Raw genomic sequence first — 15,794 nt, forward strand, 5'->3', positions numbered from 1 at the left:
CTGATGACCTGTTAACTAAAAGAAGTAAAATGATCAGCTTGGAGGGAGCAAATGATGAAAGTATCTTTATTTGCCACATGTTTGATTGATATGTTTCAAACAAATGTAGGAAAAGCGACGGTAGAATTGTTAGAACGATTAGGATGCGAAGTGGATTTTCCAAAGAGTCAAGTATGCTGCGGGCAGCCTGCGTATAACAGCGGTTACGTAAAAGAATCAAAAGAAGCAATGAAAAACATGATAAAAGCGTTTGAGCATGCAGAGTACGTTGTATCTCCATCAGGCTCGTGTGTGACAATGTTTAAAGAGTATCCCCATCTTTTTAAAGGTGATGCTGCATGGCATGAGTCTGCCGTGAAGCTTGCTGATAAAACGTATGAGCTAACGGATTTTATTGTAAACGTTTTAAAAGTAGAAGACGTGGGAGCCAGCTTAAATGGGAAAGCCACTTATCATTCTTCCTGTCATATGACGCGTTTGCTAAACGTAAAAAAAGAACCTTTTACACTATTAAACAATGTAAAGGGTCTTGAAATGGAGAATCTTGAAAACAGTCATAACTGCTGCGGATTTGGCGGGACGTTTTCGGTTAAGATGGGGCAAATCTCTGAACAAATGGTCGATGAAAAAGTGGGCTGTATAGCTAAAACAAACGCGGAGTACTTAATTGGAGCTGACTGCGGCTGTCTTATGAATATTGGAGGAAGAATTGAACGAAAAGGACAGCCTGTAAAAGTGATGCATATCGCTGAAGTGTTAAATAGCAGAATGTAAAGAAAGGAGAATACTGAATGTCTATGAAAATAGGAAACGATCAGTTTAAAAAACGCGTCGATGACGGAGTAAATAATGCGTTTATGCGCTTTGCGGTTTCAGGTGCTCAAGAGCGCTTAAGAAGCCGTAGATTAGATGCGGCGGAAGAGTTAGGGAACTGGGAAGAATGGAGAGCGCTTGGCGAAGAAATTCGTCAGCATACGCTTGAAAATTTAGATTACTATTTAGAGCAGCTAACGGATAATGTAGCTAAACGCGGAGGCCACGTTTTTTTCGCTCAAACAGCTGAAGAAGCGAATGAGTACATAAAAAATGTAGCGAGGCAAAAGCAGGCAAAGAAAGTCGTTAAATCCAAGTCAATGGTTACAGAAGAAATTCATATGAACGCTGCTTTAGAAGAACTGGGCTGTGAAGTTATTGAAACGGATTTAGGAGAATATATCCTGCAAGTAGATGATCACGATCCGCCTTCTCATATCGTAGCTCCTGCACTTCATAAAAATAAAGAACAAATTAGAGATGTATTTCAACAAAAGCTTTCTTATAAAAAAACAGAAAAACCTGAAGAACTAGCTCTTCACGCCCGGGAAATGCTGCGAAAAGAATTTTTATCAGCTGATATTGGCATCACGGGATGTAATTTTGCGATTGCAGAATCTGGGTCTATTTCACTTGTAACCAATGAAGGAAATGCAAGGTTAACAACGGCCCTTCCTAAAACGCAAATTACGGTTATGGGAATGGAACGAATTGTGCCAACGTTTGAAGAGTTTGAAGTGTTGGTAAGCCTGTTAACTAGAAGTGCAGTAGGTCAGCGGCTTACAAGTTACGTAACAGCGCTTACAGGACCTAGACTTCCAGGAGAAGTAGACGGACCGGAAGAATTTCACCTAGTGATTGTAGATAACGGACGATCTGCGATTTTAGGAACTGAGTTTCAATCTGTTTTACAGTGTATTCGCTGTGCGGCATGTGTGAATGTATGTCCCGTGTATCGCCATATTGGAGGGCATTCATATGGATCTATTTATTCAGGTCCGATTGGAGCTGTATTATCTCCTTTGCTTGGAGGCTATGAAGACTACAAAGAGCTTCCATATGCTTCAACTCTATGCGCAGCCTGTACGGATGCCTGTCCGGTCAAAATTCCGCTGCATGAGCTATTGCACAAGCACCGTCAGCGAATTGTCGAGAAAGAAGGAAAAGCACCTATTTCGGAAAAGCTGGCGATGAAAGCATTTGGCTTGGGAGCAGCTTCTTCTTCTCTATATACAGTGGGCGCTAAAGTGGCACCGGCTGCTCTTACTCCTTTTATGTCAGGAAGCAGTATTTCCAAAGGGCCTGGTCCATTAAAAGCGTGGACAGAAAGCAGAGAGTTTCCGGCGCCTACAAAAGAGCGCTTACGAGATTGGTTTGATAAAAGGAGTGATGATGATGAACGGAAGCATTCAAAATAGAGACAGTTTTTTAGATAATATTGCAGCTAATCTTAAGCGAAGCAGGCGAACAAGCGGCGTAGTAAAGCCCCAATGGAAGCATGCTCCTCAGCATGAGGTCTACCGCAGCTATTCGCCAGATCAATTAAAGAAAGAGCTTGAAAACCATTGCGAACGTATTCATACTCGCTATGTAGAAACATCATCACAACACTTGCCAGCTGTCCTTGAGGAAGCCGTAGCGAACTATGGAAATGGTCTTGTGAGCACGTGGGATGATCCTAGGTTTTCCGAATATGGATTGAATCTGCTGATGGAGAAATGGGAAACAAGCAGTAGCCTTCATGTATGGAATTCTGCAAAAGGCGATGAGAATATTAAACTAGCTGAACAAGCAAATGTAGGCATCACATTCAGTGATTTGACGCTAGCGGAATCCGGCACAGTTGTTTTGTTCAGCAGCGCTGCAAAAGGACGATCGGTCAGTTTGCTGCCGGCCACTTATATTGCGATCATTCCTCAAAGCTCCATTGTCCCTCGCATGACACAAGCTGCTGAAATGATTCATGAAAAAGTAGAGCGAGGAGAAACGATTGCTTCTTGCATTAACTTTATTACGGGACCGAGCAATTCAGCTGATATTGAAATGAATCTAGTCGTTGGCGTGCATGGACCTATTCAAGCCACTTATATTGTAGTGAATGATCGATAGAGGCTTGGGAAAACGTATTTTAGCCGAAGTGAAAAACGAACCGTGAATCAAACATGTTGATTCACGGTTCGTTTTCTTTGTTATGTTGAGCATAGGTTTCATTTTGTTATGTCCCAGCCTCTTTTATTCATGCTCCTTTTTTAAATAACGGGAGAATGTGAAGAAATGTCGCATTTTGAATAAACGTGACTAATTTTAAAAAGGTAAAAAGCAAATCTTGTAGAATACTAAGTCTATAGATAAAAGGTGGGGAAATGGGAAGTGCAAAAGAAAGGAGCAATGAGCATGTCACCACACAGAGAATTAACATCTGAAGCTGCGCAAAAGCAGCAAGGTGAATTAGAGCAGCTACGAGCTATTTTTAATGACGTATTAGATGCCATTGTCGTATTTGATGAGTATTTTCAAGTTATAAATGCCAATGAATCAGCCTGCGGGCTGTTTGAAAAAACAAAGGATGAGCTATTAACGTATCAAATGAAAGATTTTCTCATGTATTTTCCGTATGACATGATTGAAGCGTACTATCCAGCGCTTTTAGAAGAAAGCTATTTCAAATATGAAGGCGCGATGACGCTTCAAAGCGGCATGATGAAACATGTTGAATTTACTTCACACAAACATAGTCACATGTCGGGCATTATTGTGTGTACATTTCGAGATATTACACAGCACAAGGTGATGGAAAACGAACGGTTTATTAGTCATCATATGTTTATGGATGTATTTAATGAAGCGGTAGATGGAATTGTTATTTTTGATCGAACTGGTCAGCTTATCGACGCGAACCCTTCATTTTGCGAGCGATTAAATTATACAAGAGCACAGCTTTTAACCAAAACGTTAGAGGAGCTTGTAGAACCTACTTATCATTATAAAGTGAAAAAATTATGGAGAACTCTGCATCAAGAAGGAAAGACAAGCGGCGAGCTGCCGATTAAGCTCGAAAATGGAGACGTTACTTTTTTTGAATTTACCACAACGGCTAATATATACAGTCAATACTATATGTCCATTATGAGAGACGTGACGGAAAAACGGCTGATGGAGCAGCAGCTGTTGAGAAGCGAAAAAAATTTCAGGGCTATTTTTGAAAATGCGATTGAAGCCATTTTGATTTGGAAAGACGATGGGGAAATCTTAAACGCTAATCTTGCTTCGTCCCGTACATTCGAGCTGCCGTTGAACAAATTGATTGGAAGTAATTTGTATACGTTTATCGATAAGCAAAGCTTTAGTGCATTAAAAATGCTGCAAACATTTCAAAAAGAGGGAGAAATTCGCAATCAGCTTCCTTTTTACATGCCAAATGGAGAAATCAAACAGTTGGAATTCACAGGGAAAAAAGGCATTATAGAAGGAGACCATTTAACCATTTTTCGAAACATTAGTGAACGTACAAAAATCGAACAAGAGCTTCGGAATAACGAAGAGAAATTCAGACAGATTTTTAATGGTTCGATCGATGGGTTAGTTTTATGGGACGGCAAGCGAAATATTATTGATGTGAATTCTTCTCTTTGTGATATTCTCGAACTCAGCAAAGAGGAGATTTGTGCGCATTCCATGGAGGATTTTATTTCTTCAGCGAATTTAGATGCGGTCATTGAGCATAAAGAAACAATTGAGCAAAAAGGGGAAGCTGAAGGAGAGATTACGTACGTTACGGGGAACGAAAAAGTTAAAAACATCGAATTCTCTACGAAAAAAGATATCTTGCCAGGTCTATATATGACGCTTTTAAGAGACGTAACGGAACGAAATCAAATGCAGGAGCAGATTCGGAAATCGGATACGCTTCAAGTAGTCGGACAGTTAGCAGCTGGGATTGCGCATGAAATCCGCAACCCGATGACGGCTTTAAAAGGGTTTGTTCAGCTGCTAGAAAGCAGCATTCAAGAAGATCACTCTCTTTATTTTGATATTATTAAATCCGAATTAAAAAGAATCGAAACCATTATTACAGAGTTTCTAGTACTCGCTAAGCCACAGGCCGTAAAGTTCGAAAAGAAAAATCTAGCTGCGGTTGTTAAAGAAACGATTGATTTATTAAATGCTCAAGCGCTTTTAGAAAATATTCAGTTTGAACTAAGTGTGTCCCCTCAGCTGCCAATGGTATACTGCGAGCCGAACCAAATTAAACAAGTACTAATAAATGTAATTAAAAACGCAATTGAAGTTACGTCAAACGGGGGAAGAATTTTTGTTGAGGTCTATTCTACAGAGCCGCACTACGTGACGGTCTCCATTCGAGATCAAGGAGACGGAATGCCCGAAGAGCGCATCAAGCGCTTAGGAGAACCATTTTATACGACAAAAGAAAAAGGAACGGGGCTTGGTTTGATGGTCTCATATAAAATTATCGAAGAACATAAAGGGCGAATTGAAGTGGAAAGCAAAATAAGAGAAGGAACGGCTTTTCGTGTTATTCTTCCAGCCTAATTAGAAAGGATAAGCGAGTATGTACTATGGAGAAATGAACTTATTTTCTGATTTGAAAATTTATATTGTAGCCTCGGAAAAAGGGGTTCAACATATTTGGTTTGATAGCGATGATCACAACGAGCAGCTTAAAAAACTTGTCCATGACGAGAATTATCACCTTGTGAAAGAAGCGAAGCGGCAGCTTCAGGATTATGCTGAAGGGCGCACGCTAACATTTGATGTGCCTTTGGATATAAAAGGAACAGACTTTCAAAAAGAAGTGTGGTTAACGCTTAAAGGTATACCTTATGGACAAACGTGGTCTTATAGTGATGTAGCGGAGTCTGTTAATCGCTCTAAAGCCGTAAGGGCTGTGGGACAAGCGAATCGTCGAAATCCACTGCCTATTATTTTACCTTGTCACCGTGTTATTGGTAAAAATGGAGCTTTAACAGGTTATGCAGGTTCCCAAACTCATATAAAAGAAAAACTATTAATGCTTGAAAGAAATGTAGCAAAAGGCGCTCTGGAGTTAAAATAACTATTCACCGTCTAATTTCCAGCCTTCTCCCTGCACAAAAACACCGTCAATTTGCTGAGGAGAAGGGAGGGAATTTAGTTCTTCATCTTTGGATAAATCGAATAGCTGATATTGCTGCTTGCGATTCAACGCTTTGTTTTTATCCGTTTTTTGCTCTGCACTCATTTTTACTCCTCCTTATTCAAAAAGAATCCCCTATAATATATGTAGAAAAAGCAGAGAGTACTGTTACAATTGTGTTACAAATGCAGCCAAAAAGCGCTGTTTAATAAAAAAGGTTGAGACATAACAAAATCAATGTCATCTAAAGATGAACAACTCGTATAGATGAACTGAACCGCTTGTGACACCGCAGTTGATTTCCGTGCAAGACTTCGCTTTCCGCGGGCGGCCGCTGAGCCTCCTCGTCGCTTGCGCTCCTGCGGGGTCTCACCCCTTCCGTTTTTCCCGCAGGAGTCTTCACCTTGCCCTCCAATCAACTGCTAGAGGGAACGAAACAGATAAAACGATATTTACCATCACAAAAAAACGAACCACTAATCAACATGTTGATTAGTGGTTCGTTTTGCAGTGGGGCTAAAATACTTTTGTCCCAGCCTCTTGTTATTGAGCAGATTGCAGCAAAACTTTTTGAATGGATTCAAAAGACGGGGAATGGATAACTCCATGCTCTGTAATAATGGCCGTAATCAGTTCGCTTGGCGTCACATCAAAAGCTGGATTGTACACAGAGATTCCGTCTGGAGCAATTTGCGTATCTCCAATGTGCGTTACTTCTTTAGGTGAACGTTCTTCAATAGGGATGCTGCTTCCGTCTTGAATAGATAAATCAAATGTGGACTGCGGCGCTGCTACGTAAAATGGAATACCGAATGCTTTCGCTAAAAGAGCAAGTCCATACGTTCCAATTTTGTTAGCCGTATCGCCATTTGATGCAATGCGGTCAGCACCTACAATGATCCCATTAATTCCTTTTGTTTTAATGGTATGAGCAGCCATATTATCCGTAATCAGCGTAACGTCTACTCCCGACTGCTGAAGTTCCCATGCTGTTAAGCGAGAACCTTGAAGAACGGGTCTTGTTTCACAAGCAAATACTTCAAGCGGAATATCGCGCTGCTTAGACAAGTGAAAAGGTGCTAATGCTGTTCCATAATAAGCTGTAGCAATTGAACCAGCATTACATATTGTCATGATTTTATCTTTCTTTTTAAATAAAGAAAGGGCATGATCTCCAATTCGGTAGCACGTTTCTTCATCTTCTACTTGAATTTGAATCGCTTCATGAACAACTTTTGTTTTAGCTTCATTAACGGACGAAGCGGATTCAGCGCTTTTCGCTACGCGGTCCAATGCCCAAAATAAATTGACGGCAGTCGGGCGTGAACTAGCTAAATACTGTTGATCTAGAGCTAGCTTTTTGTTAAATTCCTTGACTGAATCCGTGTCATAGCTAAGCGCAGAAAGAGCAAGACCAAAAGCCGCCGTAATGCCAATTGCAGGGGCTCCGCGTACTTTCAAGGTAGTGATAGCATCCCATACGTCTTTAATGGTTTGCAGCTTAATATATTCAACTTTGCCAGGAAGCTGCTGCTGATCTAATAAAGTAATATATGATTCATTCCATTCCACTGAGCGCGGAAGTGATAGTGTATTTGTCATGCTGATACCGATCCTTTCATTGTGTACATTATTCGTTATCGAAGTAAATGTTCAAATTCATTTGGTGAAACGTCTTGTTGGTGCAGAAGTAAATAGCGTCCAATTTTTAACGCAGTACGTTTAGCGTTAATTTTTCTTTCCTCTGAAGAAATTTCGTCTAAGTCCGCCACGTGAGCTAAGCCAATCGTACGTCGAATGATTTCACACCCTGCATATCCAACAGCATCTTGCCACGTTTGCGTTAAAATTTCATGTAACAAGCGCTCATCTTTAGCGAAAGGTTCAGTGTTTTCAGAATGCCAAAGCGCAGTAAAGGTATCTTTAAATACGTTCCATGTGTTCGTAATGTGTGCAAATAACGGTTCGCGATCTGTTTTTCGAGAAAGAGCATTTAAAAATAAATTTGCAACAAATTGGCCTAAATCGAATCCAAACGGACCGTAAAAAGCAAACTCTGGATCAATCACTTTCGTTTCTTGACTGCTAGCAAATATGCTTCCTGTATGTAAATCACCGTGAATTAGCGTTTGGGCATTTGTTAAAAATTTATATTTTAATTTTGCTGCTTGTAACTTTACATCTCCATCGTTCCACAATTCTTCTACATCAGGACGCAGCGCTTCTTCAAATTCATTTGTATCGATATCAAAAAAAGGATCTGTAAAAACTAAATCTTCCGTAATATTGCATAAGTCCGGATTGCTGTACTTGACGACTTCTTCTTTTTTATCCTGAGGCTTTAAGGCAAAATCCGACGTTTTGAACGCAATATGTCCTAGAAAAGAACCGATATGCTGTGAAAGCAGGGGATAACTTTCTCCTTGAATAAGTCCGGCGCGGGAAATCGTTAAATGAGACAGATCTTCCATGACCGTAACAGCAAGCGTTTCATCGTGGTAATACACAGCTGGTACGAGTTCAGGGGTAAATGCACCGAATTGCTTGAGCGCATTGCTTTCAATCGTGGCACGGTTCAAGGATAGAGGCCAGCTTTCGCCTACAACTTTTGCATAGGGAAGTGCTTGTTTGACGATAATGGATTTATTCGTTTGATCATTTATGATGTGAAAGACGAGATTTAAGTTGCCATCACCGATTTCACGGGCAGTCAGTGCTTCTGTGGCATCAAAGAGACCTAGCTTTTTCACAAGTTTGATTGCTGAAATTTCTGTTAAAGGCTGATACTTCTCTGTTTTTGTTGTTGACATTAGAATCCCTCCATAGTTTATTAAACTGATTTGTTTACTAAGTTAATAGGTTTAAGAATGTATGGAGGCTTTTATAATTTTAGAAAATATAAAAGCCTCTTTCGTTGGAAAGAGGCTTGATTGTAGTGTTCAAACCTCTTATCTGCCAGAAAGAATTACTTTCTGTTGGAATTAGCACCGTGCCTTTGTAAAAACATGTTTTACGGGTGTGATCCACCTTAGGATGGAATGACGGTCGGTTGCTGGGCTTCACAGGGCCAAATCCCTCAGCCAACTCTTGATAAGAGTACGATTACTTATTCAATTTTGATTTGTTTGAAAATTTTATGTTATCTGGTGAAAATCGTATCATGCAAAAAAACGGCTGTCAATACATAATTAATAAAATTCTGTGCGGCGATCTGTAAAGACAGGAATTTGTTTACGAATTTCTTTTACAAGTTCCAGGTTAACGTCGGCACTTAAAAGTTCTTCGCTATCGCCAGCTTCAGCGATTATTTCTCCCCACGGATCTATGACTAAGGAATGTCCGGCAAATGTGTTATTAGGATCTTGGCCTACACGATTACACGCGATTACATAGCATTGATTTTCGATTGCGCGGCTAATGAGCAGTGCTTTCCAATGGGCAAGTCTTGGAGCCGGCCACTGAGCAACAACAAATAAGACTTCTGCTCCGCTGCTAGTATGCACGCGAATCCATTCTGGAAAACGAATATCGTAACAAATAACTCCTGCGCATAAAGACTGTTCAAGTGTAAAAAGATTTTTTGCTGTTCCTGCTTCTAGATAGAGGTGCTCATCCATTAATTTAAATAAGTGCAGCTTACTGTATTGTGACACTTCACGACCTTTTCGGTCAAAAATATACATCGTATTTGTGACGCCTTGCTCTGTTTTTTTCGCGATCGAACCTGCCACAATATTTACTTCGTTCGTTTTAGCAAATTGAGAGATTAATTGCTTGGCCTGCTGTCCTTCATCATCGGCAATTTCGTCTAGCCGCGTCAAATCATAAGCTGTATCCCATAGCTCAGGAAGCACAAGGATGTCAGGGTTTTCTTTCAGAGCTTCCGTCATTTTTTGTTGAATATATTTTCGGTTTTTAGTTGGGTTTCCAAACGCAATATCAAGCTGCAAACACGTGATTTTTACACTCACTTTATCATCCGTCCTTTTTGTAGTAGTTGAAAAAAATGACTTTACAAGTTGAGTATTACAATATATTATTTGTGACTAGAATTTCAAGAATTTTTTGAGAAGGTGTGCGATGATGAAACAATTTGAGCAATCGGAACTATTAAAAAGTTTACCAAAACAATTTTTTGCATCACTTGTAGGCAAGGTAGGAAAAGTAATGGCCCAAGGGCACGACGTTATTAACTTAGGGCAGGGCAATCCTGATCAGCCTACTCCTTCACATATTGTAGAAACACTGCAAAAAGCAAGTGCTAATCCTATGCATCATAAATATTCTCCATTTCGGGGGCACCAGTTTTTGAAAGAGGCCGTTGCGACTTTTTATAAACGAGAATATGGCGTTGATGTGGATCCTGAAAAAGAAGTAGCTATTTTGTTTGGCGGGAAGGGTGGACTTGTTGAAATCCCGCAGTGCTTATTAAACCCTGGAGATACGGTGCTGGTTCCGGATCCTGGATATCCTGATTACTGGTCTGGAGTAGAGCTTGCAAAAGCAAAGATGGAAGTGATGCCGCTCACGGCTGAAAATCATTTTCTGCCCGTATACGAAAAGATAGGTGAACGTGCTAAAGAACAGGCAAAGCTCATGTTTTTAAACTATCCGAATAATCCTACCGGTGCAGTGGCAACGGCAGAATTTTTTGAAGACACCGTGGCGTTTGCTGCCAAGCACGATATTTGTGTGGTACACGACTTTGCCTACGGAGCCATTGGATTTGATGGTAAAAAGCCAATCAGCTTTTTACAGACTCCTGGTGCAAAAGAGACGGGAATTGAAATTTATACTCTTTCTAAAACGTATAACATGGCGGGATGGCGAGTTGGATTTGCTGTAGGAAATGAAAGTGTAGTAGAAGCTATTAATCTTCTTCAAGATCATATGTATGTCAGCCTCTTTGGGGCGGTTCAAGAGGCAGCAGCGGCAGCTCTGTTAGAATCTCAACAATGTGTGAATGATTTAGTTAAGCGCTATGAATCTAGACGCAATACCTTTATTCAAGGGCTTCAAGAAATTGGTTGGGACGTTACATCTCCAGCGGGTTCCTTTTTTGCATGGCTAAAAGTTCCTAAAGGATATACTTCTGAACAATTTTCAGATTTACTTCTTGAAAAAGCCCACGTTGTAGTGGCACCTGGAGTAGGCTTCGGAACATATGGTGAAGGCTATGTGCGCGTAGGACTGCTGACGGATGAAGAGCGCATGAGAGAAGCTGTATCTCGAATAAAAAAATTAAATTTATTTTAAAAACGCATTGACAATCCTTTTTGAGTTGGCTTAATATGTAAGAAGTTAACGAGATTAATAACCGATAAATCCTAGCGGTATTTTTTATTTAGTATATAATCTACGAATTCAATTTAAATAAATAGCAACTTTCTTATTAAGAGTAGGTGGAGGGACTAGCCCGATGAAGCCCGGCAACCGACTTAACGCATGTTAAGCACGGTGCTAATTCTTGCAGCAGCAGCTGAGAGATAAGAAGAGCAACGAAAGCCTCTTCTTAATCACAGAAGAGGTTTTTTTTATTAACGATATTAAACAGCAAGGGAGTTTTTAGCATAATGAGTGAAATCGTTGCAAGCTACTTACTACATGACAATAAAGGAAATTTTCATAAAAAAGCGGAAGGAATTGCTTTAGGACTAACCGTCGGCTCATGGACAGATCTGCCGCTTTTAGATCAACAGCAGCTTCAAAAGCATAAAGGGCGCGTCGTATCCGTAACTGAGCTTCAAGACTGCGAACGTGTTAACGGATATTTAGGCGGAGAGGTTAAGCAGGCTATTGTCAAAATTGCTTATCCAACTGCCAACTTTTCAAGAGATTTACCGGCTATTTTAGTTACGGTTTTCGGAAAACTATCACTTGATGGAAAAGTGAAATTATTAGACTTGGATTTTCCTGATGAATTATTAGCTGAATTCCCAGGACCGCGCTTTGGAATAGAAGGTATACGAGAGAAACTAGGCGTTTATGACCGTCCGCTTGTGATGAGTATTTTTAAAGGCGTGATTGGAAGAGACATGACGTACTTAACAACTCAGCTGCGTGAGCAAGCGCTTGGCGGAGTGGATTTGGTTAAAGACGACGAGATTTTGTTTGATAGTGAACGAACACCTTTTGAAACTCGCGTTACAGAAGGAAAAAAAGTACTGAATGACGTATACGAAAAAACGGGACACCGCACGCTGTATGCTGTTAATTTAACGGGACGAACGTTTGAATTAAAAGAAAAAGCGAGAAAAGCAGCTGAGCTAGGAGCCGATGTTCTTTTATTCAACGTATTTGCTTACGGGTTAGACGTACTGCAGGCACTTCGAGAAGATGATGAAATTAACTTGCCGATTATGGCACACCCAGCTGTTAGCGGAGCGCTTACGCCATCAGAGTTTTACGGTTTTTCAAATTCATTACTGCTTGGAAAACTATTGCGCTTAGCCGGAGCGGATTTCTCACTGTTTCCATCACCATACGGAACCGTAGCGCTTTCTCTTGAAGATACGACAGGCATTGCCTACGAATTAACGCGTCCTGTGTACAAATATAAGCAGACTTTCCCGGTTCCTTCAGCAGGAATTCATCCTGGAATGGTACCGCAGCTTGTGAAGGACTTTGGAATCGACAGCATTATTAATGCAGGAGGCGGAGTTCACGGTCATCCAGACGGCGCTATCGGAGGAGGAAAAGCATTCCGTGCGGCGATAGATGCAGTACTCTCTCATCAAACACTAGCCGAAAAAGCGGAAGAATCAAAAGAGTTGCAAAAAGCTTTGCAACTATGGGGAACAGTAGAGGTGAAAGCATGACATCGTTAAAAATCTTTTGTGACTTTGATGGAACAATCACAAATAGCGATAACATTATTGCTATTATGAAACAATTTGCTCCTCCGGAGTGGGAAAGTATTAAAGACGACGTGCTAGCACAGCGCGTCTCCATTCAAGAAGGAGTAGGGCAAATGTTTGCCTTGCTTCCCGTGGAATTAAAGGAAGATATTATTTCTTATATTTTAGAGACGTCTGCTATTCGAGATGGATTTGATGATTTTATTGCCTATACAAAAGAGCATCATATTCCGCTTTATATTGTAAGCGGAGGAATTGACTTTTTTGTAAAACCGCTTTTGGGAAATCGAGTTGCAGAGGAAATGCTCTACTGCAACGGATCTGATTTTTCCGGTGAGCATATTTCCATTACGTGGCCTCATACATGTGATAAACAGTGTACAAATGACTGCGGCTGCTGTAAGCCAACGATTATTCGCCATCTTGCAGATGAAAGAGATCATACGGTTGTTATTGGCGATTCAATTACAGATTTGCAGGCTGCCAAATTAGCTGACACTGTCATTGCGCGTGACTTTTTAATTAAAAAATGCGAAGAGCTATCTCTACCGTATCGTCCTTTTTCTACTTTTTATGATGTGATTCACCATTTACAAGAATTAACAGAAGAGGTGAAAGCATGAGTATTATGGCTCAGCAAAGATTACACGAGCTTGCAGATATAAAAGATGAGTTGGCAGAGCGCGATTGGTTCTTCGGTACAAGCGGAAACTTAGCGATTAAAGTGGATCAAAATCCGACAACTTTCTTTGTATCAGCAAGTGGAAAAGATAAAAGAAAACGCACAAATGAAGACTTTTTGTTAGTTGATCAATACGGGAAGCCTGCAGAAGAAACGCATTTAAAGCCTTCTGCTGAAACGCTTTTACACGTTAAGATTTACGAGTCAACGAATGCTGGGTGCAGCCTTCATGTACATACAATCGACAACAACGTGATCTCTGAACTGTACGGAGATGAAGGGTTTATTTCATTCAAAGGTCAAGAAATTATTAAGGCACTGGGTATTTGGGAGGAAGATGCGGAAATTACTGTTCCGATTATTCCGAATTACGCGGATATTCCGACACTAGCAGAAGAATTTTCTCACCATATAAAAGGCGATCAAGGCGCGATTTTAATTCGTAACCACGGGATTACGGTATGGGGAAAAAATGCGTTTGAAACAAAAAAAGCGCTAGAAGCCTATGAATTTCTATTTAGCTACCATGTGAAATTACTATCACTTAAAGGCATTAAGCCAAAGGTGCATTTATAAAAGGAGGAAATAAAAATGGCGCAAATTCGCTTACATGTAAATAATAAAAGAATTGAAACTCAAGAGGAAGTATCAGTTTTTCTGGCAAACAATGAAGTTATTTATGAAAACTGGGATATTACAAAACTTCCAGAAAATCTTCGTGAAAAATATGATTTAACTGATGAAGAAAAAACAGAAATTTTAAACGCTTTTGGTGAGAATATTAAAGATATTTCTGAACGCCGCGGCTATAAAGCTCAAGATGTTATCTCGTTATCGGAATCTACACCAAACATTGATGAATTGTTAAAAAACTTTCAGCGCAAGCATATTCATACAGATGACGAAGTTCGCTTTATCGTAAGCGGTCATGGAATCTTTGTTATTCAAGGAAAAGACGGTGAATTTTTTGATGTTGAATTAGAGCCGGGCGATTTAATTTCAGTACCAGAAAACATTCTTCATTACTTTACACTAATGGAAGATCGTAAAGTAGTCGCTGTGCGAATTTTCGTGACAACTGAAGGATGGGTACCTATTTACGCATAACAACTACTTGTAAAGCATAGGTCATGATCACCCCGCTTTTACATCTAAAAGCGGGGTATTCTTTGGATTATTATAAAACTAACTATTTTTATATGAATAATAAGTTTAATAGGAGGAACACCATGAAAAAGAGTAAAAAAATGCTGTGGCCACTTACTTTGCTCGTGCTTCTAGTTTTTGCGCTGGCTGCCTGCACGAAAGAACAGCCAAGTCTAAACGAGAAAGCACAGGCAGCTCCAGCGCAGCAAGCGGCTTCTGCTAAGCCTGTACAGCAAGAAGGAAAAAAGATTACGAAAGATACAAAAATTGCGCTTATTTCTGAATTTACATCAGGCACTCACGCTGCTCAGTACATAACAGGTGTGACAAAAGCGGCTAAAAAAGCAGGAGTACAGCTATCCGTTTCTGATTCTAATAATGATCAATCTAAAATGGCGGCGTATTTAGACACGGCTATTAACCAAAATGTTGACGGTATTATGATTGACCACGGCCGGGCTGAAACCCTTGAACCTGGCGTGAAGCGCGCGATTGCAAAAGGGATTCCCGTTATTGCAACAGACGTAGAATTAAAGGTAGAAGGCGTTACAACGATTGACCAAGATGATTATATGCTTGCGCTCCAGGGGCTGAAGCAAATGATGCAGGACATTAACGGAAAAGGAAATATTGTATATGCGTTTGTTGGAGGCTTTGCACCGATGGAAAAACGCGACAGCATTTATAAAATTATGATGAATCGCTATCCAGATGTAAAACAAATTGCCACGTTTGGAAGCGCAACAGACAACACCTCTCTAGACACTCAAAATAAAATGGCGGCTGTATTAAAGCAGTATCCAAATAAAGGAGACATTGCAGCCGTTTGGGCACCTTGGGACGAATTTGCAAAAGGAGTCACAAGAGCGATTAAAGAAGCAGGACGAGATGAGATTAAGGTATATGGAGTGGACTTATCTGATGAAGACCTGCAAATGATGCAGGCAAAAAACAGCCCGTGGAAAGCGTCAGCTGCTGTAAACCCAGCTTCAGTAGGAGAAAAGCAGGTTGATCTGCTTCTTAAAAAGATTTCCGGTCAAGAGATCCCTCGTTATTATTCCTTTGATCCGGTTTTAGTCAAACAAACTGACTTGCCTAATCAAACGATTAATATGGACCAGCTTAGTCAGTACGTAGAAGAATGGGGTAAAAAAGAGTAGAA

16 protein-coding genes and 2 riboswitches are annotated in these 15,794 nt (G+C 40.4%); of the genes, 11 read left to right on the plus strand and 5 right to left on the minus strand.

Features of this window, described 5'->3' with window-relative positions; translation table 11 throughout:
- Window positions 1–54: 54 nt before the first annotated feature.
- The 5 genes from CEQ83_RS06270 (at window position 55) to CEQ83_RS06290 (ending at window position 5,887) form a co-directional block, all read left to right on the plus strand.
- On the plus strand, window positions 55–774 hold the full coding sequence (locus CEQ83_RS06270; RefSeq protein ID WP_028414177.1) for a (Fe-S)-binding protein: 720 nt from the start codon (window positions 55–57) through the stop codon (window positions 772–774).
- Window positions 775–791: 17 nt separating this feature from the next.
- Window positions 792–2,231, plus strand: a complete 1,440-nt coding sequence (locus CEQ83_RS06275; protein ID WP_014461085.1) for a LutB/LldF family L-lactate oxidation iron-sulfur protein — start codon at window positions 792–794, stop codon at window positions 2,229–2,231.
- A complete protein-coding gene (locus CEQ83_RS06280) occupies window positions 2,209–2,922 on the plus strand; it encodes a LutC/YkgG family protein (RefSeq protein WP_028414175.1) in 714 nt (237 codons plus the stop codon). The genes CEQ83_RS06275 and CEQ83_RS06280 overlap by 23 nt, the downstream gene beginning before the upstream one ends.
- Window positions 2,923–3,207: 285 nt before the next feature.
- Window positions 3,208–5,364, plus strand: a complete 2,157-nt coding sequence (locus tag CEQ83_RS06285) for a PAS domain S-box protein (RefSeq protein ID WP_228123038.1) — start codon at window positions 3,208–3,210, stop codon at window positions 5,362–5,364.
- A gap of 19 nt (window positions 5,365–5,383) precedes the next feature.
- Window positions 5,384–5,887 carry a methylated-DNA--[protein]-cysteine S-methyltransferase gene (locus CEQ83_RS06290; RefSeq protein WP_028414173.1) on the plus strand — a complete coding sequence of 168 codons (504 nt, stop codon included), beginning with the start codon at window positions 5,384–5,386 and terminating at the stop codon, window positions 5,885–5,887.
- Here the strand turns inward: CEQ83_RS06290 and CEQ83_RS26955 are convergent, their stop codons facing one another.
- The 5 genes from CEQ83_RS26955 to CEQ83_RS06310 form a co-directional block, all read right to left on the minus strand.
- The gene (locus tag CEQ83_RS26955; RefSeq protein WP_014461081.1) at window positions 5,888–6,052 is read right to left on the minus strand and encodes a hypothetical protein; all 165 of its coding nucleotides are present in this window, start codon (window positions 6,050–6,052) and stop codon (window positions 5,888–5,890) included.
- A gap of 74 nt (window positions 6,053–6,126) precedes the next feature.
- Window positions 6,127–6,366 (minus strand): hypothetical protein, encoded by a 240-nt coding sequence (locus CEQ83_RS06295; protein ID WP_154991552.1) that lies wholly within the window; start codon window positions 6,364–6,366, stop codon window positions 6,127–6,129.
- A 124-nt stretch (window positions 6,367–6,490) separates the two neighbouring features.
- The gene (gene mtnA, locus CEQ83_RS06300; RefSeq protein ID WP_033578368.1) at window positions 6,491–7,549 is read right to left on the minus strand and encodes an S-methyl-5-thioribose-1-phosphate isomerase; all 1,059 of its coding nucleotides are present in this window, start codon (window positions 7,547–7,549) and stop codon (window positions 6,491–6,493) included.
- A gap of 35 nt (window positions 7,550–7,584) precedes the next feature.
- On the minus strand, window positions 7,585–8,757 hold the full coding sequence (mtnK, locus tag CEQ83_RS06305; RefSeq protein WP_028414171.1) for an S-methyl-5-thioribose kinase: 1,173 nt from the start codon (window positions 8,755–8,757) through the stop codon (window positions 7,585–7,587).
- Between the two features lie 135 nt (window positions 8,758–8,892).
- A riboswitch (SAM riboswitch) is annotated at window positions 8,893–9,044 on the minus strand.
- Between the two features lie 91 nt (window positions 9,045–9,135).
- The gene (locus tag CEQ83_RS06310) at window positions 9,136–9,918 is read right to left on the minus strand and encodes a carbon-nitrogen family hydrolase (protein WP_028414170.1); all 783 of its coding nucleotides are present in this window, start codon (window positions 9,916–9,918) and stop codon (window positions 9,136–9,138) included.
- Between the two features lie 112 nt (window positions 9,919–10,030).
- On the opposite strand from CEQ83_RS06310, the gene CEQ83_RS06315 reads away from it, so the two are divergent.
- From CEQ83_RS06315 to CEQ83_RS06340, 6 genes are all read left to right on the plus strand, one after another.
- Entirely contained in the window at window positions 10,031–11,203 is a 1,173-nt protein-coding gene (locus tag CEQ83_RS06315) for a pyridoxal phosphate-dependent aminotransferase (protein ID WP_155017571.1), read from the plus strand.
- Window positions 11,204–11,333: 130 nt separating this feature from the next.
- A riboswitch (SAM riboswitch) is annotated at window positions 11,334–11,440 on the plus strand.
- Between the two features lie 80 nt (window positions 11,441–11,520).
- Window positions 11,521–12,765, plus strand: a complete 1,245-nt coding sequence (gene mtnW / locus CEQ83_RS06320) for a 2,3-diketo-5-methylthiopentyl-1-phosphate enolase (protein ID WP_099000158.1) — start codon at window positions 11,521–11,523, stop codon at window positions 12,763–12,765.
- Entirely contained in the window at window positions 12,762–13,427 is a 666-nt protein-coding gene (locus CEQ83_RS06325) for a 2-hydroxy-3-keto-5-methylthiopentenyl-1-phosphate phosphatase (RefSeq protein ID WP_048020344.1), read from the plus strand. The genes mtnW and CEQ83_RS06325 overlap by 4 nt, the downstream gene beginning before the upstream one ends.
- Window positions 13,424–14,062, plus strand: a complete 639-nt coding sequence (locus tag CEQ83_RS06330; protein ID WP_028414166.1) for a methylthioribulose 1-phosphate dehydratase — start codon at window positions 13,424–13,426, stop codon at window positions 14,060–14,062. The genes CEQ83_RS06325 and CEQ83_RS06330 overlap by 4 nt, the downstream gene beginning before the upstream one ends.
- 15 nt (window positions 14,063–14,077) lie before the next feature.
- On the plus strand, window positions 14,078–14,593 hold the full coding sequence (locus tag CEQ83_RS06335) for a cupin domain-containing protein (RefSeq protein WP_099000157.1): 516 nt from the start codon (window positions 14,078–14,080) through the stop codon (window positions 14,591–14,593).
- A 122-nt stretch (window positions 14,594–14,715) separates the two neighbouring features.
- Window positions 14,716–15,792 carry a sugar ABC transporter substrate-binding protein gene (locus tag CEQ83_RS06340; protein ID WP_028414165.1) on the plus strand — a complete coding sequence of 359 codons (1,077 nt, stop codon included), beginning with the start codon at window positions 14,716–14,718 and terminating at the stop codon, window positions 15,790–15,792.
- Window positions 15,793–15,794: the final 2 nt, after the last annotated feature.

Source organism: Priestia megaterium (genome assembly GCF_009497655.1).
GTDB classification, from domain to species: domain Bacteria; phylum Bacillota; class Bacilli; order Bacillales; family Bacillaceae_H; genus Priestia; species Priestia zanthoxyli.

Coding starts and splice junctions, on each gene's coding strand:
- CEQ83_RS06270 (WP_028414177.1), top strand. CDS start 55: ATGAAAGTATCTTTATTTGCCACATGTTTGATTGATATGTTTCAAACA.
- CEQ83_RS06275 (WP_014461085.1), top strand. CDS start 792: ATGTCTATGAAAATAGGAAACGATCAGTTTAAAAAACGCGTCGATGAC.
- CEQ83_RS06280 (WP_028414175.1), top strand. CDS start 2,209: ATGAACGGAAGCATTCAAAATAGAGACAGTTTTTTAGATAATATTGCA.
- CEQ83_RS06285 (WP_228123038.1), top strand. CDS start 3,208: ATGTCACCACACAGAGAATTAACATCTGAAGCTGCGCAAAAGCAGCAA.
- CEQ83_RS06290 (WP_028414173.1), top strand. CDS start 5,384: ATGTACTATGGAGAAATGAACTTATTTTCTGATTTGAAAATTTATATT.
- CEQ83_RS26955 (WP_014461081.1), bottom strand. CDS start 6,052: ATGAGTGCAGAGCAAAAAACGGATAAAAACAAAGCGTTGAATCGCAAG.
- mtnA (WP_033578368.1), bottom strand. CDS start 7,549: ATGACAAATACACTATCACTTCCGCGCTCAGTGGAATGGAATGAATCA.
- mtnK (WP_028414171.1), bottom strand. CDS start 8,757: ATGTCAACAACAAAAACAGAGAAGTATCAGCCTTTAACAGAAATTTCA.
- CEQ83_RS06315 (WP_155017571.1), top strand. CDS start 10,031: ATGAAACAATTTGAGCAATCGGAACTATTAAAAAGTTTACCAAAACAA.
- mtnW (WP_099000158.1), top strand. CDS start 11,521: ATGAGTGAAATCGTTGCAAGCTACTTACTACATGACAATAAAGGAAAT.
- CEQ83_RS06325 (WP_048020344.1), top strand. CDS start 12,762: ATGACATCGTTAAAAATCTTTTGTGACTTTGATGGAACAATCACAAAT.
- CEQ83_RS06330 (WP_028414166.1), top strand. CDS start 13,424: ATGAGTATTATGGCTCAGCAAAGATTACACGAGCTTGCAGATATAAAA.
- CEQ83_RS06335 (WP_099000157.1), top strand. CDS start 14,078: ATGGCGCAAATTCGCTTACATGTAAATAATAAAAGAATTGAAACTCAA.
- CEQ83_RS06340 (WP_028414165.1), top strand. CDS start 14,716: ATGAAAAAGAGTAAAAAAATGCTGTGGCCACTTACTTTGCTCGTGCTT.